Source organism: Pseudomonas sp. PONIH3, from assembly GCF_002934345.1.
Taxonomy (GTDB): Bacteria; Pseudomonadota; Gammaproteobacteria; order Pseudomonadales; family Pseudomonadaceae; genus Aquipseudomonas; species Aquipseudomonas soli.
Map to the genome: position 1 here is coordinate 4,267,713 of NZ_CP026386.1, position 21,479 is coordinate 4,289,191.

Sequence of the window (21,479 nt, forward strand, 5' to 3'; positions counted from 1 at the left end):
GTGCGCGCCCGGGGGCCTCATTGCGGGGCAAGTCGCATCGGCGCTCCGCCGTGCCACGGTACATGCGCGATAAATCCAACCCTCTGTACAAAAGTTGGTCAAAAGCTGAGCAATTTCCGCTATAATTCGCGCCCCTCATTTTCGGTAGGCCCTGGGCGCGCTGTTAAACCAATGAAACTTATCGTCAAAGTCTTCCCAGAAATCACCATCAAGAGCCGGCCGGTGCGCAAGCGCTTCATCCGCCAGCTCGGCAAGAACATTCGCAACGTGCTCAAGGATATCGATCCTGAGCTCGCGGTCGATGGTGTCTGGGACAATCTCGAAGTGGTTACCCGCGTCGAGGACGAGAAGCTCCAGCGCGAGATGATCGAGCGCCTCACCTGTACACCGGGTATCACCCACTTCCTGCAGGTCGAGGAATATCCGCTGGGCGATTTCGACGACATCGTCGCCAAGTGCAAGCACCACTTCGGCCATCTGCTGGCCGGCAAGCGCTTCTCGGTACGCTGCAAGCGCGGCGGTCACCACGACTTCACCTCGATGGACGTCGACCGCTACGTCGGCAGCCAGCTGCGCCAGCAGTGCGGCGCCGCCGGCATCGACCTGAAGACGCCAGAAGTCGTGGTGCGCATGGAAATCCGTGACCAGCGCCTGTACGTGATCCACAACCAGCACAACGGCATCGGCGGCTACCCGTTGGGCGCCCTGGAGCAGACCCTGGTACTTATGTCCGGTGGTTTCGACTCCACCGTGGCGGCTTACCAGATGATGCGCCGCGGCCTGATGACCCATTTCTGCTTCTTCAACCTCGGTGGCCGTGCCCACGAGCTGGGCGTGATGGAAGTGGCCCACTACCTGTGGAAGAAGTACGGCAGCAGCCAGCGCGTGCTGTTCATCAGCGTGCCGTTCGAGGAAGTGGTCGGCGAGATTCTCAACAAGGTCGACAACAGCTACATGGGCGTCACCCTCAAGCGCATGATGCTGCGCGGCGCGGCGCATATGGCCGACCGCCTGCAGATCGACGCGCTGGTCACCGGCGAGGCGATCTCCCAGGTGTCGAGCCAGACCTTGCCCAACCTGTCGATCATCGACTCGGCCACCGACAAGCTGGTGCTGCGCCCGCTGCTGGCCAGCCACAAGCAGGACATCATCGACCAGGCCAGCGAAATCGGTACCGCCGACTTCGCCAAGCACATGCCCGAATATTGCGGTGTGATCTCGGTGAATCCGACCACTCATGCCAAGCGTCACCGCATGGAGCACGAAGAAAAGCAGTTCGACATGGCCGTGCTGGAGCGCGCCCTGGAGCGAGCCAAGTTCATCTCCATCGACCATGTTATCGACGAGCTGGGCAAGGACATCGAAATCGAGGAAGTGGCCGAGGCGCTCCCGGGCCATATCGTCATCGACATTCGTCATCCCGACGCCCAGGAAGACGAACCTCTGGTGCTCGAAGGCATCGAAGTCCAGGCCATGCCGTTCTACGCCATCAACAGCAAGTTCAAGCACCTGGACCCAACGCGCCAGTACTTGCTGTATTGCGACAAGGGTGTGATGAGCCGTCTGCACGCACACCACCTGCTCAGTGAGGGACATGCCAATGTGCGTGTTTATCGTCCGACATAAGACGCCAGGGCTGTATGGCGGCAGCATCCGCCATCGCCCTCCCGACCACCGGGCCCGCTGAGCCGTAAACCGTACATATTGGCCGCCTACACTGGCGGCAACCGAATCCTCTGATCGAGATACAGTTGTGATCGAAAATCTGCGTAACATCGCCATCATCGCCCACGTTGACCATGGTAAAACCACCCTGGTCGACAAACTCCTGCGCCAGTCCGGCACCCTGGAGCGTAACGAGCTCAACGACGAGCGCGTCATGGACTCCAACGACCAGGAAAAAGAGCGCGGCATTACCATTCTGGCGAAGAACACCGCCATCAACTGGAACGGCTACCACATCAACATCGTCGACACCCCCGGCCACGCCGACTTCGGTGGCGAGGTTGAGCGTGTAATGTCGATGGTCGACTCCGTGCTGCTGCTGGTCGACGCCCAGGACGGCCCGATGCCGCAAACCCGCTTCGTGACCAAGAAGGCCTTCGAAGCTGGCCTGAAGCCAATCGTCGTGATCAACAAGGTCGACCGTCCGGGCGCGCGTCCTGACTGGGTTCTGGACCAGATCTTCGACCTGTTCGACAACCTCGGCGCCACCGACGAACAGCTGGACTTCAAAGTCGTCTACGCCTCGGCCCTGAACGGCATCGCCGGTCTGGACCACACCGCCATGGGCGAAGACATGACCGCCCTGTACCAGTCGATCGTCGACAACGTACCGGCGCCGGACGTTGACCGTGAAGGCTCGTTCCAGATGCAGATCTCGGCACTGGACTACAACAGCTTCCTCGGTGTTATCGGTGTTGGCCGTATCGCCCGTGGTCGCGTCAAGCCGAACACCCCCGTTGTCGCCATCGACACCAACGGCAAGAAGCGTAACGGTCGAATCCTCAAGCTGATGGGTCACCACGGCCTGCACCGCGTCGACGTCGAAGAAGCCCAGGCTGGCGACATCGTCTGCATCAGCGGTTTCGACGAGCTGTTCATCTCCGACACCCTGTGCGCCCCGGACGCGGTCGAAGCGATGAAGCCGCTGACCGTCGACGAGCCAACCGTCTCGATGACCTTCCAGGTCAACGACTCGCCGTTCTGCGGCAAGGAAGGCAAGTTCGTCACCAGCCGTAACATCAAGGACCGTCTGGACAAGGAGCTGCTGTACAACGTTGCCCTGCGCGTCCAGGAAACGGACTCCCCAGACAAGTTCAAGGTCTCGGGCCGTGGTGAGCTGCACCTGTCCGTTCTGATCGAAACCATGCGCCGTGAAGGCTTCGAGATGGCCGTAGGCCGTCCTGAAGTGATCATCCGCGAAGTCGACGGCGTCAAGCAGGAGCCGTTCGAGAACGTCACCATCGACATCCCTGAAGAAGCCCAGGGCAAGGTCATGGAAGAAATGGGTCTGCGTAAAGGCGACCTGACCAACATGGTGCCGGATGGCAAGGGCCGTGTTCGCCTGGAATACAACATTCCAGCCCGTGGTCTGATCGGTTTCCGTAACCAGTTCCTGACCCTGACCAACGGTGCAGGCATCCTGACCTCGATCTTCGATCGCTACGACACCATGAAGTCGGGCCAGATGTCCGGCCGCCTGAACGGCGTACTGGTTTCGGTCGAGACCGGCAAGGCACTGACCTACTCGCTCGAAACCCTGCAGGCGCGCGGCAAGCTGTTCGTCGAGCACGGCCAGGAGATCTACAACGGTCAGATCATCGGCCTGAACAGCCGTGACAACGACCTGGGCGTGAACCCGACCAAAGGCAAGAAGCTCGACAACATGCGTGCTTCGGGCAAGGACGAAGTCATCGCCCTGGTACCGCCGGTTCGCCACACCCTGGAACAGGCCCTGGAGTTCATCCAGGACGACGAGCTGTGCGAAGTCACGCCGAAGTCGATCCGTCTGCGCAAGAAGATCCTGGACGAAGGCGAGCGTACCCGCGCTGCCAAGAAAGCCAAGAACTGAGTTAGCTCAGGCTGAATGAAAACGCCCCCGGTCGAAAGGCCGGGGGCGTTTTTGTTTGCCTTCAGAAATACGGGCTGCTTTGCAGTCCCGACATTTCAGGCGTGGCGCAGTCTCAGCGCCCGACCACCTTGGGCTTGTACGCGCAATACCCCGGCCGCGGTCCGACCTTGGGATGGTTGCGGCAGGTATCCGGGCGCTTGTCGTAGATGGTGCACAGACGGCTCTTGCGGTCCAGATAGAGGCAGTCATCGTTACTCATCCGGGTCAGGGTGAAGATTCCCGACTTCTGGTTGAAGCGTTCGATGATGCCGTCCTTCTGCAGGCGCTTGGCGATGTTCTTCGGTGGCTCGTCCTTCTCGAACTCGTCCACCACGCCAATGCGGATCAGATCCTTGATCTTCACCTCCACCGGCAGGGTGCAGCAGGTCGAGTGGCAGCCACCACACATGTGGCTGGCATAGCGCTGCCAAGTCTCCAGGCGGTCGACTTCAGCGGCGGCGATCAGGGTCGGTTTCATGGTTGCGGTTTTATTCTTGCAAGGAAAATCACGGTTTTGGGGCGCGCGATGATACCGGAGTTGTTCAAATTGTGAACAACCTTTTGCCGGTTTCGCAAACGGTGGATGAAAACCGCGAACCGTCGCTGTCGCTGTGTGTCAGAGCGTCTAGGCTGAACACTCTCCCTGCGCTTTCGCCTACTTGCCCGAGGATGCCGCATGTCCCAGGAAAACAAGGCCCGTGAGGCCAAAGCTCATCATGAAGAAGTGGCCGAGTTTCGCGCCGCCGTGCTGGCCAAGCTGACCTATGCGGTCGGCAAGGACCCGGAACACGCCTTCGACCACGACTGGTTCGAGGCCATCGCCCTGGCGGCTCGCGACCATATGGTCGACCACTGGATGGATCACACTCGCCAGGCCTACCGACGTAGCCAGAAACGGGTGTATTACCTCTCCCTGGAGTTCCTCATCGGCCGCCTGCTGTACGACAGCCTGAGCAACCTCGGCTACCTGGAGATCGCCCGCGAGGCCCTCGAGGGGCTGGACGTCGACCTGGAGCGCATCCGCCTGCTCGAGCCTGACGCGGCGCTGGGCAACGGTGGCCTCGGGCGCCTGGCGGCGTGCTTCATGGAAAGCATGTCGACCCTCGGTATCGCGGCCCATGGCTATGGCATTCGCTACGAGCATGGGTTGTTCCGTCAGGCGGTGGTCGATGGCTGGCAGCAGGAGCAAACTGAGAACTGGCTGGACTTCGGCAACCCATGGGAGTTCGAGCGGGCCGAGGTGATCTACCCGATCAGTTTCGGCGGCAGTGTCGAGACCGTGAACGAAGGTAACGGCCAGCAGCGTCAGGTCTGGTGGCCGGGCGAGACGGTTCGTGCGGTGGCCTACGACACCCCAGTGGTCGGCTGGCGCGGCTCCAGCGTCAACACCTTGCGCCTGTGGCGTGCCCGGGCGCTGGAGGAGCTGCACCTGGAGCGCTTCAATGCAGGTGACCACCTGGGCGCGGTGGCCGAAGTGGCCCGCGCCGAAAGCATCTCGCGAGTGTTGTATCCGGCCGACAGCACCGAGGCGGGTCAGGAACTGCGCCTGCGCCAGGAGTACTTCTTTGTATCGGCTTCCCTGCAGGACCTGCTGCGGCGCCACCTGAACATGCACAAGGACCTGCTCAACCTGCCGGACGCCGCTGCCATTCAGCTCAATGACACTCATCCGTCGATCGCCGTGGCCGAACTGATGCGCCTACTGGTGGACCAGCACGAAATCCCCTGGGAAAAAGCCTGGGAGCTGACCGTAGGGACTCTGGCCTACACCAACCACACGCTGCTGCCCGAGGCTCTGGAAACCTGGCCGGTGGCGCTGATGGAGCGCATGCTGCCGCGGCACATGCAGATCATCTACCTGATCAACGCCTACCATATCGATGCCCTGCGGGCCAAAGGTCTGCACGACTTCGACGTGCTGCGTGCCGTGTCGTTGATCGAGGAAGACAATGGCCGGCGTGTGCGCATGGGCAACTTGGCGTTCCTTGGTTCGCACAGCGTCAATGGTGTCTCTGCGCTGCACAGTAAACTGATGAAAAGCACGGTATTCGCCGAGCTGCACAAGCTCTATCCACAACGGATCAACAACAAGACCAACGGCATCACTTTCCGCCGATGGCTGTATCAGGCCAACCCGCTGCTCACCGCGATGTTGATCGAGGCGTTGGGTCCCGAGCTGCTCGACGATCCTGAAGGCAAGTTGAAGGGGCTGGCGCCGCATGCCGACAAAGCTACCTTCCGCAAGCAGTTCGCCGCCCAGCGCCTGCACAGCAAGCGCGCCCTGGCTAGCATCATCCAGGACAGGTTGGGGGTGACGGTGAATCCGGAGGCGTTGTTCGACGTACAGGTCAAGCGCATTCACGAGTACAAGCGGCAATTGCTCAACCTGCTGCACACCGTGGCGCTGTACCAGGCCATCCGCAATGACCCCAGCACCGACTGGGTGCCCAGGGTGAAGATTTTTGCCGGCAAGGCGGCGGCCAGCTACCACCAGGCCAAACTGATCATCAAGCTGGCCAACGACATCGCCCGGGTGGTCAATAACGACCCCACGGTACGAGGCCTGCTCAAAGTGGTGTTCCTGCCTAACTACAACGTCAGCCTGGCCGAGAGCATCATCCCGGCGGCGGACCTGTCCGAGCAGATTTCCACGGCGGGTTACGAGGCCTCCGGCACCAGCAACATGAAGTTTGGCCTCAATGGCGCCTTGACAATCGGCACGCTCGACGGCGCCAACGTCGAGATGTGCGAGCAGGTGGGGGCGGAGAACATGTTCATCTTCGGCCTGACCGCGCAGCAGGTGGAGGCGCGCAAACGCAGCGGCGACTTTGGCGCCGCGTCGGCGATCGCCGCCTCCCATCGTCTGGGCGACGTGCTGCAGGCGATTCGCAGCGGGGTGTTCTCGCCTGATGATCCAGCGCGCTATGCCGGGTTGGTGGACGGGCTGATCGCCTACGACCGCTTCCTGGTGTGCGCCGACTTCGATGCCTACTGGGACGCCCAGCGGCGGGTCGAGGAGTTGTGGCACGCGCCGCAGGACTGGTGGCGCGTGGCGGTGCTGAATACGGCGCGGATGGGCTGGTTCTCGTCGGACCGGACCATTCGCGAGTATGCGACCGAGATCTGGAAGGCCTTGGATTGAAGCGTGGGGCTGCCCGGCAGCCCCAATCGACCAGCTGCATGAACTCAATGGTCAAAGCGCCGTCTGATCCGCCAGTCGAGTCTCTTTGCTCGCTAGCCCGTCACTCTCCCTGTAAACTGCGGGGGTTTTTCTCCCCCTTTCCTTTTCGGAGCCATACATGTCCCGCGTTACCCTGAGTCGCTATCTGATTGAGCAGACCCGCAGCAACAATACCCCTGCCGATCTGCGCTTCCTGATCGAAGTGGTGGCGCGTGCGTGCAAGGAGATCAGCCACCACGTGTCCAAGGGCGCCCTGGGCGGCGTGCTGGGCAGCATGGGCACCGAGAACGTGCAGGGCGAGGTGCAGAAGAAGCTCGACGTGATTTCCAACGACATCCTGCTCGAAGCCAACGAGTGGGGCGGTCACCTGGCCGGCATGGCTTCCGAAGAGATGGACAATGCCTACCAGATCCCGGGCAAGTACCCCAAAGGCGCCTACCTGCTGGTCTTCGACCCACTGGACGGCTCGTCGAACATCGACGTCAACGTCTCGGTCGGCACCATCTTCTCGGTGCTGCGTTGCCCGAACGAATACCTGAGCCAGAACGAAACCCTGAACGAGAACGCATTCCTGCAGCCAGGCACCCAGCAGGTCGCCGCCGGCTACGCCATCTACGGCCCGCAGACCATGCTGATCCTGACCCTGGGCAACGGCGTCAAGGGCTTCACCCTGGACCGCGAGCTGGGCAGCTTCGTCCTGACCCACGAAAACATCCAGGTACCGGCCACCACTGCCGAGTTCGCCATCAACATGTCCAACCAGCGCCACTGGGAAGCCCCGGTGCAACGCTACGTGGGCGAGCTGCTGGCCGGCGAGACCGGGCCACTGAAAAAGAACTACAACATGCGCTGGATCGCCTCGATGGTGGCCGATGTGCACCGCATCCTGACCCGTGGCGGCCTGTTCATGTACCCACGCGATGCCCGTGAGCCGAGCAAGCCGGGCAAGCTGCGCCTGATGTACGAAGCCAACCCGATGTCGTTCATCATCGAGCAGGCCGGCGGCGCTTCCACCAACGGTTACGAGCGTATCCTCGACATCAAGCCGGAGAGCCTGCACCAGCGCGTGTCGGTGATCCTCGGCTCGAAGGAAGAGGTCGAGCGCGTCACCGCCTACCACAAGGAGTAAGTCATGCTCGCACCTTGGCAGCCGTTGCTGGAGTGGTGGTTCGGTTGGGGCACAAGTGCCCAGGCCGTGGCTGACGAGAAGAACACGCTGTGGTTCGGCAAGCATCACGACGCCGATGCCCAGGCGCTGTTCGGCGACCTGGTCGAGCAAGCCCTGGCGGGCGGGCTCGACGAGTGGCAGCAGAGCCCCCAGGGCTGGCTCGGTCTGGTGCTGCTGCTGGATCAGCTGCCGCGCATGATCTATCGCGACACGCCGCGTGCCTTCGAGGGTGACCGGCGTGCCCAGGTAGTGGCCATGCAGGGGTTGCAGAAGGGCTGGGACTACCAGCTGCTGCCGATCCAGCGGGTGTTCGTGCTGCTTGTGCTGGAGCATGCCGAGGTGCTGGACTGGCAAAACCTGTGCGTCGAGCGTTACCAGACCTTGCTGGACGAGCAGCCCGAGGCCAACCGTCGGTTGTTCGAAGGCTTCCTCGACTATGCCGAGCAGCACCAGCGGGTGATCGCCCGCTTCGGGCGCTTCCCGCACCGCAACCTGGTGCTGAACCGCCCGAGCACCAGTGAAGAGATGGACTTCTTGCTGGAGCCTGGGTCCAGGTTCTAGTGCCAGTGGGGCCGCGAAGCGGCCCCAGCCATCTCAGATCCTGAAGCTACCCACCAGATGCTTCAACCGCTCGACCTGATGCTCCAGGTCGGTGCAGGCACGCAAGGTGCTCTGCAGGTTCTGCACCCCTTCCTGATTCAGCGTATTGATCTCGGTGATGTCGACATTGATCGACTCGACCACGGCCGTCTGCTCTTCGGTGGCGGTGGCCACCGACTGGTTCATGCCGTCAATCTCGCCGATGCGCTGGGTGACGCTGCACAGGCGTTCGCCGGCCTGGTTGGCGATGCCGACGCTGCGGTCGCTGTGCTGCTGGCTCTGGTTCATGGTGCTCACGGCCACCTGGGCGCCGGCCTGCAGCTCCTCGATCAGGCGCTGCACCTGCTGTGCCGAGTCCTGGGTGCGGTGTGCCAGGTTGCGCACCTCGTCGGCCACTACCGCGAAACCGCGTCCGGCTTCGCCGGCACGGGCCGCCTCGATGGCCGCGTTGAGCGCCAGCAGGTTGGTCTGCTGCGAAATGCCGCTGATTACATCGAGGATCTGACCAATGTTCGCCGTGTGATTATTCAGCGTCTCGATGTTGCCGCTGGCATCGCTGATGCGCGCCGATAGCTGGTTCATCACATCGATGGTCTCGCCGACCACTTGCTGGCCTTCCTCGGCCAGGCCGCGGGCGGCGCTGGAATGCTGCGAGGCGAGGGCGGCGTTCTGGGCGATTTCCTGGGCGGCGGCGCCGAGCTGGTTGATCGCCGCGGCGACACTGCTGGTGCGGCTGGACTGCTGGTCGGCGTTGTGGATCGAGGCGTTCGAGGCGCTGACCACCTGACCGGCCACGGCATTCACCTGGCCGGTGGCCGAGGCCACTTCGCGGATCGATTCGTGGATCCGCTCGACGAAGCGGTTGAACGACTGCGCCAGGCTGCCGAACTCGTCCTGGGCGTGGATGGCCAGGCGCCGGGTCAGGTCGCCTTCGCCCTCGGCGATGTCGCGCATGGCGCGGCCCATGACGTGCAGCGGTTTCATCAGCACGCGGATCAGCAAGCCGAGCAGGGCGATGATCACCACCACCGCGATCAGTGTCGCCACCACGGCCGAAGTGCGCAGTTCGCCGAGCATGGCGAAGGCTGCGTCCTGGTCCAGTACCAGCGCCACGTACCAGTCCGCCGACGGCACGCCATCGACGTGGGTGAAGCTGATGAACTGTTTGCGACCCTCGACTTCCACTTCCTTCAGGCCGCTGCCGATGCGCAGGTTGCTGCCAGGGTAGACATCCGCCAGGGGCTTGAGCGCCAGTTCGCCCTTGGGGTGGATGAGCACCTTGCCCTCGCCGTTGACGATGAAGGCGTGCCCGTGGCCGCCGAAGTCCAGGGTGTTGACCAGGTTGCTGATGGTCTGCAGATCGGTGTCGACACCGCTGACGCCGATCATGCGCCCGCCCTGTTGCACCGGAGTGGCCAGGGTAATTACCAGCTTGCCGGCCGATACCGAGATGTACGGTTCGGTGACGATGGTCTGGCCCGCGGCGCTGGCCGCCTTGTACCAGCCGCGCACGCGCGGGTCGTAGTCGGCGGCGCGGTTGCCCACCGGCACCGACTGCATGCTGCCATCCTGGCCGCCGAAGTAGGTGAGGATGAAGTTGCTGCCGTACACCGGCAGCGCCAGGATGCGCTCGAGGCTGCTCTTGGCGGGGCCGTCGACGGCAATCTGCTGGGCCACCGAGTTCACCAGCTGGATACGGCTGTCGAGCCAGGTGCGGATGTTGCCGGCGGTGAGGTTCCCCAGCGATTGCAGCGTCGAGTCGGTGTCGCTACGCAGCGACTGACGCTGTCGGTAGTCGTTGAACAGGACGAAGCAAGTGAAGGCGACGGCCACCACCAGAGCGGCGGCCAGCAGGATCTTGTGGCTGAACTTGAGGTTCTTGGTCATTTTTCTTGGAATCTGCGCACGGGCACGAAGGGGAGGGGTGCGGCAAAAGGCCACACCACCGCTCTATGTCGACGCGCAGAGATAAAACATTAATCGTTTGCGCGCCAGGCGACCAACGGTGCACAACGAAACCTCGTCGGCCAGGGAACCGAGGAGCCTTTTTCCCTTCTAAGCTCCCTGCAGGCCCTCGCGCCTGTGTATCCATCTCCAGGAGTGTCCCTTCATGTCGTTGCGTTCCCTCGCCCTGTTGTCCTTGTGCGTCGTCCTGACCGCCTGCAGCAAGATCAACCAGGAAAACTATTCCAAGCTCAAGGCCGGCATGAACAAGGCCGAGGTCGAGCAGTTGCTCGGCACGCCCAAGGAGTGTTCCGGCGCGCTGGGCATGAGCAGCTGCACCTGGGGTGACGAGAAGAGCTTCATCAGCGTGCAGTACGCGGCGGACAAGGTCCTGATGTATTCCGGGCAGGGCCTCAAATGAGGCACCTGCACCTGCTGCTGGGCGTGTGCCTGGTGATGCTGCTGGGTGGCTGCGCCACCTCGGCCACCGACCCGCTGGCGCCGAAGACCGCAGGTGCGGTCGACCTCAAGCGTTACCAGGGCAAATGGTTCGAGCTGGCGCGCCTGCCAATGAAGTACCAGGACGGTTGCGCCCAGTCCGAGGCCCATTACAACCTCAAGCCCGATGGCACGGTCGGCGTGCTGAACCGTTGCCGTACCCTGGGTGATGAATGGCTGCGGGCCGAGGGCCATGCCACGCCGCAGCAGGCGGGGCACACCGACAAGCTGTGGGTGGAGTTCGACAATTGGTTCACCCGCCTGGTGCCCGGGGTGGCCAAGGGGGACTACTGGATCTTGTTCGTCGACGAGCGCTATCGCACGGCGATCGTCGGTAGCCCGGACCGCAAGTACCTGTGGATACTTTCGCGTACGCCCTCGTTGCCGGCGTGGGAGCGTGAGAACCTGCTGGCCAAGGCGCGGCAGCAGGGCTTTGATACCAGCCGCCTGATCTGGCGCACGCCCGACAAGAGCATCGTCGCCCGGCATTGAGGACGCCATCGCGCGTCAAACCCGCTCCCCACACGTACTCGTGGGAGCGGGCCCCGCGATGTTTCGACTGTCAGTCCAGCAACTGTCGCAGCACTTGTACAAACGCTGCCGCGCTTTGCTCCTCCTGTTCATGCCGCCCTTGGCGCACCACCCACTGCCCGTTGACCATCACATCGCGCACCTGGCGATCAGAACCCGCGAACAACCAGCGGTTGAGAATGGCATCGCCGTCGGCCACGGCCAGATACGGATCCTGCCCGTCGAGAACCAACCAGTCCGCCCGCTTGCCCACGGCCAGCTCGCCGATCGGCTGCCCCAGCGCCTGGGCACCGCCCAGCAGCGCGGCGTCGTACAAGGTTCGCCCAACCATCGGTTGATCGGCGCGATACAGGCGATTGCGCCGCTGGTCACGCAGGCGCTGGCCGTACTCAAGCCAGCGCAGTTCCTCGACCACGCTCAAGGACACATGGCTGTCCGAGCCGATACCCATCCGCCCGCCCTGGGCCAGGTAGTCCAACGCCGGGAAGATGCCGTCACCCAGGTTCGCCTCGGTGGTCAGGCACAGGCCTGCCACCGCGCCACTGCGGGCCATGGCGGCGACTTCGTCGCCTTCGGCGTGGGTGGCATGGACCAGGCACCAGCGCTGATCGACATCGACATGCTCGTACAGCCATTGCAGCGGACGGCGGCCGCTCCAGGCCAGGCAGTCATCGACTTCCTTCTGTTGCTCGGCAACGTGGATATGGATCGGGCAGGTTTTGTCGCTGGCACCGAGCACATCGGCGATCTGCTCCGGTGTCACGGCGCGCAGCGAGTGGAAGCACAGTCCCAGTGCCTGCGCCGGCTGTAGTGCCAGCAATGGCGCTAGCTGCTGTTGCAGGCGAAGGTATTGTTCGGTTGAGTTGATGAAGCGCCGTTGCCCGTCATTGGGCGCCTGGCCGCCGAAGCCGGCATGGCTGTACAAGACCGGCAGCAGCGTCAGGCCGATGCCGCTGGCGCCGGCGGCGGCGCTGATGCGGCGTGACAGCTCGGCGGGGTCGGCGTAGGCCTGGCCGTTCTGGTCATGGTGCACATAGTGGAACTCGGCCACCGAGGTGTAGCCGGCCTTGAGCATCTCGATATACAGCTGGCGCGCGATCACTTGCAGTTGTTCCGGCGTGATCCGGCCGACCAGGCGGTACATCAGCTCGCGCCAGGTCCAGAAGCTGTCGTTGGGATTGCCGGCCACTTCCGCCAGCCCCGCCATGGCCCGCTGGAATGCGTGCGAGTGCAGGTTGGGCATGCCCGGCAGCAGCGGCCCGGCCAGGCGCTCGGCGCCCTCGGCGTCGGCATCGGCCATGATCGCGGCCAGCCGACCGTCGGCGGCGACCTCCAGGCGGACATTGCGGGCCCAGCCCGAAGGGAGCAGGGCGCGTTCGGCGAAGTAGGCGGGCATCGGTGAAATCCTGTTATTGTTAACTTGTATATACATATACAGCCGTTTGCCTGCCGGGTAAACTCCGGCAAGCTACCGTTCACTCCAACCGCACAAGGATTCAACGCCGTGCCGACACTTCCTGTCTCCGCGCTGGTTGCCCAGATGGGCGAAGGGCCGGCGCCGCTCTACGCCCGGGTGAAACACATGATCATCCAGCAGATCGAGAGCGGCAGCTGGCCGCCTCATCACCGGGTGCCATCGGAAAGCGAACTGGTCAGCGAGCTGGGCTTCAGCCGCATGACCATCAACCGCGCCCTGCGCGAACTCACCGCCGAAGGCCTGCTGGTGCGCATGCAGGGCGTCGGCACCTTCGTCGCCGAACCCAAGAGCCGCTCGGCGCTGTTCGAGGTCAACAACATCGCCGACGAGATCGCCGGACGTGGCCACCAGCATAGCTGCCAGGTGATAAAGCTTGCCGAGGAAGCCGCCGGTTCCGAACGCGCCCTGGCCCTGGACATGCGCGAAGGCCAGCGGGTCTTCCACTCGCTGATCGTGCATTACGAAAATGGCGTGCCGGTGCAGATCGAGGATCGCTACGTCAACGCCGCCATCGCTCCGGACTACCTCAAGCAGGATTTCACCCGGCAGACGCCCTACGCCTACCTGTCGCAGGTGGCGCCGCTCACTGAAGGCGAGCACGTGGTCGAGGCGATCCTTGCCGAACCTGAAGAATGCAAGCTGCTGCAGATCGAGCGGGGCGAGCCGTGCCTGTTGATCCGTCGTCGCACCTGGTCGGGACGCCAGCCAGTCACCGCTGCGCGCCTGATCCACCCCGGTTCCCGTCACCGTCTGGAAGGACGATTCAGCAAATGACCCAGTTGCAGCTGTTGCGTGCCCAGGATTATCCGCGCATGCCCTGGAAAAACGGTGGCGGTTTCACCGAAGAAATCACCCGCGACGCAGGCGACAGCCTGGACGGTTTCGGCTGGCGCCTGTCGATCGCCGATATCGAGGAGTCCGGTGGTTTTTCCAGCTTCACCGGGTACCAGCGGATCATCACCGTGTTGCAGGGCGATGGCATGCGCCTGCTGGTCGATGGCCAAGCCAGCCGGCCGTTGCTGCCGTTCGACGCCTTCGCCTTCAATGGTGAAAGCCAGGTGAGCTGCAAGTTGTTGGGTGGGGCGATACGCGACTTCAACCTGATCTATGCGCCGCAGCGGTATCGGGCGCGGTTGCAGTGGTTCGATGGTTCGAATCGGTTGTTCAGCTCGGCTTCGACGCTATTGCTGTTTGCCGCCAGCACTCATGTCGAGGTGGGGCTGGCTGGGGAGGAGACGCAGCAGCTTGGGCGGTATGACTGCCTGCGTGTCGATGGCAATGAAGGGTTGCTGGAAGTGGATGTACAGGGGCGGTTCTGCCTGATCGAGCTGATTTCACACTGACCTGTCATCGTTGAAAGGGGCTGCTGTGCAGCCCATCGCTGGTAAGCCAGCTCCCACATGGGCCAAGTGAACCCTGTGGCAGCTGGCTTGCCAGCGATGGGACGCACAGCGGCCCCTTTTTCGTTTCTCCGAGGAATGGGCACTCTTTTTAGTTGCCTATGCTTGTACATACAAGTAAAGATGTGTTTGTATAGTCGCCACGACACACACATGCCGTCGGACGACCGCAGAGGACATCCCCGTGACTGACAACAACAAGTACCGTGACGTAGAAATCCGTGCCCCGCGTGGCAACAAGCTGACCGCCAAGAGCTGGCTCACCGAAGCTCCGCTGCGCATGCTGATGAACAACCTCGACCCACAGGTCGCCGAAAACCCGAAAGAGCTGGTGGTATACGGTGGCATCGGCCGCGCCGCGCGCAACTGGGAGTGCTACGACAAGATCGTCGAAACCCTGACCCGCCTGGAAGACGACGAAACCCTGCTGGTGCAGTCGGGCAAGCCGGTCGGCGTGTTCAAGACCCACAGCAACGCCCCGCGCGTGCTGATCGCCAACTCCAACCTGGTACCGCACTGGGCCAACTGGGAACACTTCAACGAACTGGACGCGAAAGGCCTGGCCATGTACGGCCAGATGACCGCTGGCAGCTGGATCTACATCGGTAGCCAGGGCATCGTCCAGGGCACCTATGAAACCTTCGTCGAGGCCGGCCGCCAGCACTACAACGGCAGCCTCAAAGGCAAGTGGGTATTGACCGCGGGCCTGGGCGGCATGGGCGGCGCCCAGCCACTGGCGGCAACACTTGCCGGCGCCTGCTCGCTGAACATCGAGTGCCAGCAAAGCCGCATCGACTTCCGCCTAGAGACCCGCTACGTCGACGAGCAGGCCACTGACCTGGACGACGCCCTGGCGCGCATCGCCAAGTACACCGCCGAAGGCAAGGCCATCTCCATCGCCCTGCACGGCAACGCCGCCGAGATTCTGCCTGAGCTGGTCAAGCGTGGCGTGCGCCCGGACATGGTCACCGACCAGACCAGCGCCCACGACCCGCTCAACGGCTACCTGCCGGCCGGCTGGACCTGGGAGCAGTACCGCGACCGCGCGGTGACCGACCCGGCAGGCGTGGTCAAGGCCGCGAAACAGTCGATGGCCGTACATGTACAAGCCATGCTCGACTTCCAGAAGCAGGGCATCCCGACCTTCGACTACGGCAACAACATCCGCCAGATGGCCAAGGAAGAGGGCGTGGCCAACGCCTTCGACTTCCCGGGCTTCGTCCCGGCGTACATCCGCCCGCTGTTCTGCCGCGGCGTCGGCCCGTTCCGCTGGGCCGCGCTCTCGGGCGATGCCGAAGACATCTACAAGACCGACGCCAAGGTCAAGGAACTGATCCCCGACGACGCCCACCTGCACCGCTGGCTGGACATGGCCCGCGAGCGCATCAGCTTCCAGGGCCTGCCGGCGCGCATCTGCTGGGTTGGCCTGGGCCTGCGCGCCAAGCTGGGCCTGGCGTTCAACGAGATGGTGCGCAGCGGTGAGCTGTCGGCGCCCGTCGTCATCGGCCGTGACCACCTGGACTCGGGCTCGGTATCCAGCCCCAACCGCGAAACCGAAGCCATGCGCGACGGCTCCGACGCGGTCTCCGATTGGCCGCTGCTCAACGCCCTGCTCAACACCGCAGGCGGCGCCACCTGGGTTTCGCTGCACCACGGCGGTGGCGTGGGCATGGGCTTCTCCCAGCATTCGGGCATGGTCATCGTCTGCGACGGTACCGATGAGGCCGCCGAGCGTATCGCCCGCGTACTGACCAACGACCCGGGCACCGGCGTGATGCGCCACGCCGACGCCGGCTACCAGATCGCCATCGACTGCGCCAAGGAGCAGGGCCTGGACCTGCCGATGATCACCGGCTGATCGCCGCGCTTTGGATCGCACCCTCCACGGGTGATACTGAACAATAAGAAGGGGGCCATGGCCCCCATGCGATTGGAGTAGCGAAGTGACCGAATTGACCCTCAAGCCCGGCACCCTGACCCTGGCCCAGCTGCGCGCCATCCACGCCGCGCCCGTGCGCCTGCAGCTCGATGCCAGCGCCGCGCCCGCCATCGACGCCAGCGTCGCCTGCGTCGAGCAGATCATCGCCGAAGACCGTACCGCCTACGGCATCAACACCGGTTTCGGCCTGCTGGCCTCGACCCGCATCGCCAGCCACGACCTGGAAAACCTGCAGCGCTCGCTGGTGCTGTCCCACGCCGCCGGTATCGGCGCGCCGCTGGACGACGACCTGGTGCGGCTGATCATGGTGCTCAAGATCAACAGCCTCAGCCGTGGCTTCTCTGGCATCCGCCGCAAAGTCATCGATGCGCTGATCGGCCTGGTCAACGCCGAAGTCTATCCGCACATCCCGCTGAAAGGTTCGGTCGGCGCCTCCGGCGACCTGGCGCCGCTGGCGCACATGTCGCTGGTGCTGCTGGGCGAAGGCAAGGCCCGTTACAAGGGCCAATGGTTGCCGGCCACCGAAGCCCTGGCCGTCGCCGGCCTGGAGCCACTGACCCTGGCCGCGAAAGAGGGCCTGGCCCTGCTCAACGGCACCCAGGCCTCCACCGCCTATGCCCTGCGTGGCCTGTTCCAGGCCGAAGACCTGTACGCCGCGGCCATCGCCTGTGGCGGTCTGAGCGTCGAGGCGGCGCTGGGTTCGCGCTCGCCGTTCGATGCGCGCATCCATGAAGTGCGCGGCCAGCGTGGCCAGATCGATACCGCCGCCTGCTTCCGCGACCTGCTGGGCGATTCCAGCGAAGTCTCGCTGTCGCACAAGAACTGCGACAAGGTGCAGGATCCGTACTCCCTGCGCTGCCAGCCGCAAGTCATGGGCGCCTGCCTGACCCAGATCCGCCAGGCCGCCGAGGTGCTGGGCATCGAAGCCAACGCCGTGTCGGACAACCCTCTGGTGTTCGCCGCCGAGGGCGACGTGATCTCCGGTGGCAACTTCCACGCAGAACCCGTGGCCATGGCTGCCGACAACCTGGCCCTGGCCATCGCCGAGATCGGCTCGCTGAGCGAGCGCCGCATCTCGCTGATGATGGACAAGCACATGTCCCAGCTGCCGCCGTTCCTGGTGGAAAACGGTGGTGTGAACTCCGGCTTCATGATCGCCCAGGTCACCGCTGCCGCCCTGGCCAGCGAGAACAAGGCACTGTCGCACCCGCACAGCGTCGACAGCCTGCCGACTTCGGCCAACCAGGAAGACCATGTGTCGATGGCCCCGGCCGCCGGCAAGCGCCTGTGGGAAATGGCCGAGAACACCCGTGGCGTGCTGGCCATCGAATGGCTGGGCGCCTGCCAGGGCCTGGACCTGCGCAAGGGCCTGAAGACCTCGGTCAAGCTGGAACTGGCGCGCCAGGCGCTGCGTCGCGAAGTGCCGCACTATGACCGCGACCGTTTCTTCTCGCCGGATATCGAGGCGGCTGCCGCGTTGCTGGCCAAAGGCACGCTGACCGGGCTGCTGCCGGTGGGCGTCCTGCCAAGCCTGTAACGCCCTCGGGGCCGCTTTGCGGCCCATCGCCGGCAAGCCGGCTCCCACAACTGCTTGTGTGGGAGCCGGCTTGCCGGCGATTGGGCTGCGCAGCAGACCCCATCCCGATATCACGACCAGAACAACAATAAGGACGTGACATGCAACAAGCTCAAGGTCTCAAGCGCGGGCTATCGGCCCGGCACATCCGTTTCATGGCGCTCGGTTCGGCAATCGGTACCGGGCTTTTCTACGGTTCGGCCTCGGCCATCCAGATGGCTGGCCCGGCCGTGCTGCTGGCCTACCTGATCGGCGGCGCCGCGGTGTTCATGGTCATGCGTGCCCTCGGCGAAATGGCCGTGCACAATCCGGTGTCCGGCTCCTTCGGCCACTACGCCAGCACCTACCTCGGCCCCATGGCCGGCTTCATCCTCGGCTGGACCTACGCCTTCGAGATGGTCATCGTCGCCATCGCCGATGTCACGGCCTTCGGGATCTACATGGGTTTCTGGTTCCCCGAAGTGGCACGCTGGATCTGGGTGCTGGGTATTGTCTTCCTGATCGGTGGCCTGAACCTGTGCAACGTGCGGGTGTTCGGCGAGATGGAGTTCTGGCTGTCGCTGCTCAAGGTCGGGGCCATCGTCGCGATGATCCTCGCAGGTCTCGGCATCATGGCCTTCGGCTTCAGCCAGGTGGGCAGCGGGCACGCCGTCGGGGTGAGCAACCTGTTCGAACATGGCGGCTTCATGCCCAATGGCGTCAGTGGCCTGATCGCCTCATTCGCGGTGGTGATGTTCGCCTTCGGCGGCATCGAGATCATCGGCGTCACCGCAGGTGAAGCGAAAGACCCGCAACGGGTGATCCCGAAAGCGATCAACGCCGTGCCGCTGCGCATCCTGCTGTTCTACGTGCTGACCCTGTTCGTGCTGATGTGCCTGTACCCCTGGCCGCAGATCGGCAGCCAGGGCAGCCCGTTTGTGCAGATATTCAGCAACCTGGGGATTGGCTCGGCGGCGGCGGTGCTTAACATCGTGGTGATTTCGGCAGCCATTTCCGCGATCAACAGCGACATCTTCGGCGCTGGCCGGATGATGTACGGCCTGTCCCAGCACGGCCAGGCGCCGCGTGGCTTTGGCAAGCTGTCCAGGCACGGCGTGCCGTGGATGACCGTGGTGGTGATGGGCGCGGCGTTGCTGGTGGGCGTGCTGCTCAACTACCTGATTCCGGAGAACGTGTTCCTGCTGATCGCTTCGATCGCCACCTTCGCCACTGTGTGGGTGTGGCTGATGATCCTGGTCACCCAGGTGGCCATGCGTCGCAGCATGAGCCGCGAAGAAGTCGCCCAGCTCAAGTTCCCCGTGCCGTTCTGGCCCTATGGTCCGGCGATGGCCATTGCTTTCATGCTGTTCATCTTCGGTGTGCTGGGTTACTTCCCGGATACCCAGGCGGCATTGATCGTCGGCGTTATCTGGGTCGTGTTCCTGGTCGCTTCCTACCTGCTGTGGTGCAAGCCGCGCGCAGGTGACGGCGAGCCGGTCCGTGAACCTGCCGAGCTGCACCGTTGAGTCTTACAAGGAGATCCTGATGAGAACCCTCTGGCAGCACTGCCATGCGGCAACCATGGCCGAGGGCCGCTACTCGATCATCGAGGATGCGGCGATCGTCACCAGCGCCGGCCTGATCGAATGGATCGGCCCACGTGACGAGGTGCCGCCAGTGGCGGCCGATCGCATCGTCGACCTCGGCGGTGCCTGGGTTACCCCGGGGTTGATCGACTGCCACACCCACGCGGTGTTCGGCGGCAACCGCAGCGGCGAGTTCGAGCAGCGCCTGCAAGGCGTCAGCTATGCCGAGATCGCCGCTCAGGGCGGCGGCATCGCCAGCACCGTGCGAGCTACCCGTGCCGCCAGCGAGGACGAACTGCTGGTGAGTGCCCGTCAGCGCGTCCAGACGCTGATGCGCGACGGTGTGACCACGATCGAGATCAAGTCCGGTTACGGCCTGGACCTCGAGAGCGAGCGCAAGATGTTGCGTGTCGCCCGGCGCCTGGGTGAGGAACTGCCCGTGACCGTGCGCAGCACCTGCCTGGCGGCCCATGCCCTGCCGCCGGAATTTGCGGGGCGGGCCGACGACTACATCGCCCATATCTGCGACGTCATGCTCCCGGCATTGGCTGCCGAGGGCCTGGTGGACGCGGTGGATGCGTTCTGTGAACACCTGGCGTTCTCCCCAGCCCAGGTCGAGCGGGTATTCATCAAGGCTCGTGAGTTGGGACTGCCGGTGAAACTGCACGCCGAGCAACTGTCGTCGCTGCACGGTTCGAGCCTGGCGGCGCGTTACCACGCTCTGTCGGCCGATCACCTGGAGTTCATGACCGAAGAAGACGCCATCGCTATGGCCGAGGCCGGCACGGTGGCGGTGCTGCTGCCGGGGGCGTTCTACTTCCTGCGCGAAACCCAGCTTCCGCCGATGGATGCCCTGCGCCAGCACGGCGTGAAGATCGCCCTGGCCAGCGACCTCAATCCCGGTACCTCGCCGGGGCTGTCGCTGCGCCTGATGTTGAACATGGGCTGCACCTGTTTCCGCATGACCCCCGAGGAAGCTTTGGCCGGTGTCACCGTGCACGCCGCCACGGCGCTGGGCCTGGGCGATAGCCATGGTTCGCTGGAAGAGGGCAAGGTCGCGGACTTCATCGCCTGGCAGATCGAACGCCCCGCCGACCTCAGCTACTGGCTCGGCGGCGACCTGCCCAAGCGCGTGGTGCGCCTGGGCCATGAGATATCCAATTGAGCGAGGGCATATGGACAAAGTATTGAGTTTTCATCAGGGCCGTCTGCCGCTGCTGATCAGCATGCCCCACGCCGGGCTGGGCCTGACCGATGCGGTGCGCGACGGCCTGGTGGACCAGGCGCGCAGCCTGCCGGACACCGACTGGCACATCCCGCGCCTGTATGACTTCGCCCGCGACTTGGGCGCCAGCGTGGTGACGGCGGAGTATTCGCGTTTCGTCATCGACCTCAACCGGCCGGATGACGACAAGCCACTGTATGCCGGTGCCACCACCGGTCTGTACCCGGCCACGCTGTTCGAGGGAGAGCCGCTGTTCAAGGACGGGCTGGAACCGACTGGCGAGCAGCGCAAACAGTACCTGGAGCAGATCTGGCGCCCTTACCACGACACCATTCGCAACGAGTTGGAGCGTCTGCGCGAGCACTTCGGCTACGCCCTGTTGTGGGATGCCCACTCGATCCGCTCGCTGATCCCGCACCTGTTCGACGGCAAGCTGCCGGACTTCAACCTGGGCACCTTCAACGGTGCAAGTTGCGACCCGGAGCTGGCTCAACGGCTGGAGGGGGTATGCGCTGCGGCGCAGGGCTATAGCCATGTGCTCAATGGTCGCTTCAAGGGTGGGCACATCACCCGCCACTATGGCGACCCGTCCAACCACATTCACGCGGTGCAGCTGGAACTGGCGCAGAGTACCTACATGGAGGAACACGCGCCGTACCTTTATCGACAGGACTTGGCGCAGCCCACGCAGGCTGTCCTGCGCGCATTGCTGCAGGCCTTGTTGGACTGGGGCCGCGCGCGCTACGTCCAATAGGCTGAAAG

The 21,479-nt window shown here is 63.8% G+C and carries 17 protein-coding genes and 1 pseudogene; 14 read left to right on the forward strand and 4 right to left on the reverse strand.

All coding sequences use genetic code 11. From position 1 onward, the window contains the following. Nucleotides 1-171 precede the first annotated feature (171 nt). Together thiI and typA are read left to right on the forward strand one after the other, a co-directional pair. Nucleotides 172-1,626 carry a tRNA uracil 4-sulfurtransferase ThiI gene (thiI, locus tag C3F42_RS19845; protein WP_023628814.1) on the forward strand — a complete coding sequence of 485 codons (1,455 nt, stop codon included), beginning with the start codon at nucleotides 172-174 and terminating at the stop codon, nucleotides 1,624-1,626. A gap of 127 nt (nucleotides 1,627-1,753) precedes the next feature. After that, complete coding sequence (gene typA, locus C3F42_RS19850; protein WP_023628813.1) at nucleotides 1,754-3,574, forward strand: translational GTPase TypA; 1,821 nt, start codon at nucleotides 1,754-1,756, stop codon at nucleotides 3,572-3,574. A 112-nt stretch (nucleotides 3,575-3,686) separates the two neighbouring features. On the opposite strand, the gene C3F42_RS19855 is transcribed toward typA, so the two are convergent. Next, the gene (locus C3F42_RS19855; protein ID WP_023628812.1) at nucleotides 3,687-4,091 is read right to left on the reverse strand and encodes a YkgJ family cysteine cluster protein; all 405 of its coding nucleotides are present in this window, start codon (nucleotides 4,089-4,091) and stop codon (nucleotides 3,687-3,689) included. Nucleotides 4,092-4,289: 198 nt separating this feature from the next. On the opposite strand from C3F42_RS19855, the gene C3F42_RS19860 reads away from it, so the two are divergent. From C3F42_RS19860 to C3F42_RS19870, 3 genes are all read left to right on the forward strand, one after another. After that, entirely contained in the window at nucleotides 4,290-6,755 is a 2,466-nt protein-coding gene (locus C3F42_RS19860) for a glycogen/starch/alpha-glucan phosphorylase (RefSeq protein WP_094011045.1), read from the forward strand. Nucleotides 6,756-6,912: 157 nt separating this feature from the next. Next, nucleotides 6,913-7,923 (forward strand): class 1 fructose-bisphosphatase, encoded by a 1,011-nt coding sequence (locus tag C3F42_RS19865; protein ID WP_038706942.1) that lies wholly within the window; start codon nucleotides 6,913-6,915, stop codon nucleotides 7,921-7,923. A 3-nt stretch (nucleotides 7,924-7,926) separates the two neighbouring features. Next, nucleotides 7,927-8,523, forward strand: a complete 597-nt coding sequence (locus C3F42_RS19870) for a DUF924 family protein (protein ID WP_046853890.1) — start codon at nucleotides 7,927-7,929, stop codon at nucleotides 8,521-8,523. A gap of 33 nt (nucleotides 8,524-8,556) precedes the next feature. On the opposite strand, the gene C3F42_RS30335 is transcribed toward C3F42_RS19870, so the two are convergent. Beyond that, nucleotides 8,557-9,387, reverse strand: coding sequence for a methyl-accepting chemotaxis protein (locus tag C3F42_RS30335; RefSeq protein WP_371041497.1), 831 nt, complete (start codon nucleotides 9,385-9,387; stop codon nucleotides 8,557-8,559). 72 nt (nucleotides 9,388-9,459) lie between these two features. After that, nucleotides 9,460-10,449, reverse strand: a pseudogene (locus tag C3F42_RS30340) (cache domain-containing protein); the annotation flags it as partial. A gap of 223 nt (nucleotides 10,450-10,672) precedes the next feature. On the opposite strand from C3F42_RS30340, the gene bamE reads away from it, so the two are divergent. Beyond that, nucleotides 10,673-10,927, forward strand: a complete 255-nt coding sequence (bamE, locus tag C3F42_RS19880; RefSeq protein WP_011536093.1) for an outer membrane protein assembly factor BamE — start codon at nucleotides 10,673-10,675, stop codon at nucleotides 10,925-10,927. Continuing rightward, nucleotides 10,924-11,496, forward strand: coding sequence for a lipocalin family protein (locus C3F42_RS19885; protein ID WP_023631132.1), 573 nt, complete (start codon nucleotides 10,924-10,926; stop codon nucleotides 11,494-11,496). The genes bamE and C3F42_RS19885 overlap by 4 nt, the downstream gene beginning before the upstream one ends. 70 nt (nucleotides 11,497-11,566) lie before the next feature. Here the strand turns inward: C3F42_RS19885 and C3F42_RS19890 are convergent, their stop codons facing one another. After that, on the reverse strand, nucleotides 11,567-12,931 hold the full coding sequence (locus tag C3F42_RS19890; RefSeq protein WP_104444788.1) for a formimidoylglutamate deiminase: 1,365 nt from the start codon (nucleotides 12,929-12,931) through the stop codon (nucleotides 11,567-11,569). Nucleotides 12,932-13,075: 144 nt separating this feature from the next. Between C3F42_RS19890 and hutC the strand changes: the two genes are divergently transcribed. The 7 genes from hutC (at nucleotide 13,076) to hutG (ending at nucleotide 21,471) form a co-directional block, all read left to right on the forward strand. Next, nucleotides 13,076-13,786 (forward strand): histidine utilization repressor, encoded by a 711-nt coding sequence (gene hutC, locus C3F42_RS19895; protein ID WP_167335938.1) that lies wholly within the window; start codon nucleotides 13,076-13,078, stop codon nucleotides 13,784-13,786. Then, nucleotides 13,783-14,355, forward strand: coding sequence for a HutD family protein (locus C3F42_RS19900; RefSeq protein ID WP_094011049.1), 573 nt, complete (start codon nucleotides 13,783-13,785; stop codon nucleotides 14,353-14,355). The genes hutC and C3F42_RS19900 overlap by 4 nt, the downstream gene beginning before the upstream one ends. A 241-nt stretch (nucleotides 14,356-14,596) precedes the next feature. Further along, nucleotides 14,597-16,270, forward strand: a complete 1,674-nt coding sequence (gene hutU, locus C3F42_RS19905; protein ID WP_038706939.1) for a urocanate hydratase — start codon at nucleotides 14,597-14,599, stop codon at nucleotides 16,268-16,270. Between the two features lie 85 nt (nucleotides 16,271-16,355). Beyond that, on the forward strand, nucleotides 16,356-17,888 hold the full coding sequence (hutH, locus tag C3F42_RS19910; RefSeq protein ID WP_038706938.1) for a histidine ammonia-lyase: 1,533 nt from the start codon (nucleotides 16,356-16,358) through the stop codon (nucleotides 17,886-17,888). 140 nt (nucleotides 17,889-18,028) lie between these two features. Then, entirely contained in the window at nucleotides 18,029-19,432 is a 1,404-nt protein-coding gene (locus C3F42_RS19915; RefSeq protein WP_023632099.1) for an amino acid permease, read from the forward strand. Between the two features lie 19 nt (nucleotides 19,433-19,451). Then, nucleotides 19,452-20,657 (forward strand): imidazolonepropionase, encoded by a 1,206-nt coding sequence (gene hutI / locus C3F42_RS19920; RefSeq protein ID WP_094011050.1) that lies wholly within the window; start codon nucleotides 19,452-19,454, stop codon nucleotides 20,655-20,657. 10 nt (nucleotides 20,658-20,667) lie between these two features. Next, nucleotides 20,668-21,471, forward strand: a complete 804-nt coding sequence (gene hutG / locus C3F42_RS19925) for an N-formylglutamate deformylase (RefSeq protein ID WP_094011051.1) — start codon at nucleotides 20,668-20,670, stop codon at nucleotides 21,469-21,471. Nucleotides 21,472-21,479 lie beyond the last annotated feature (8 nt).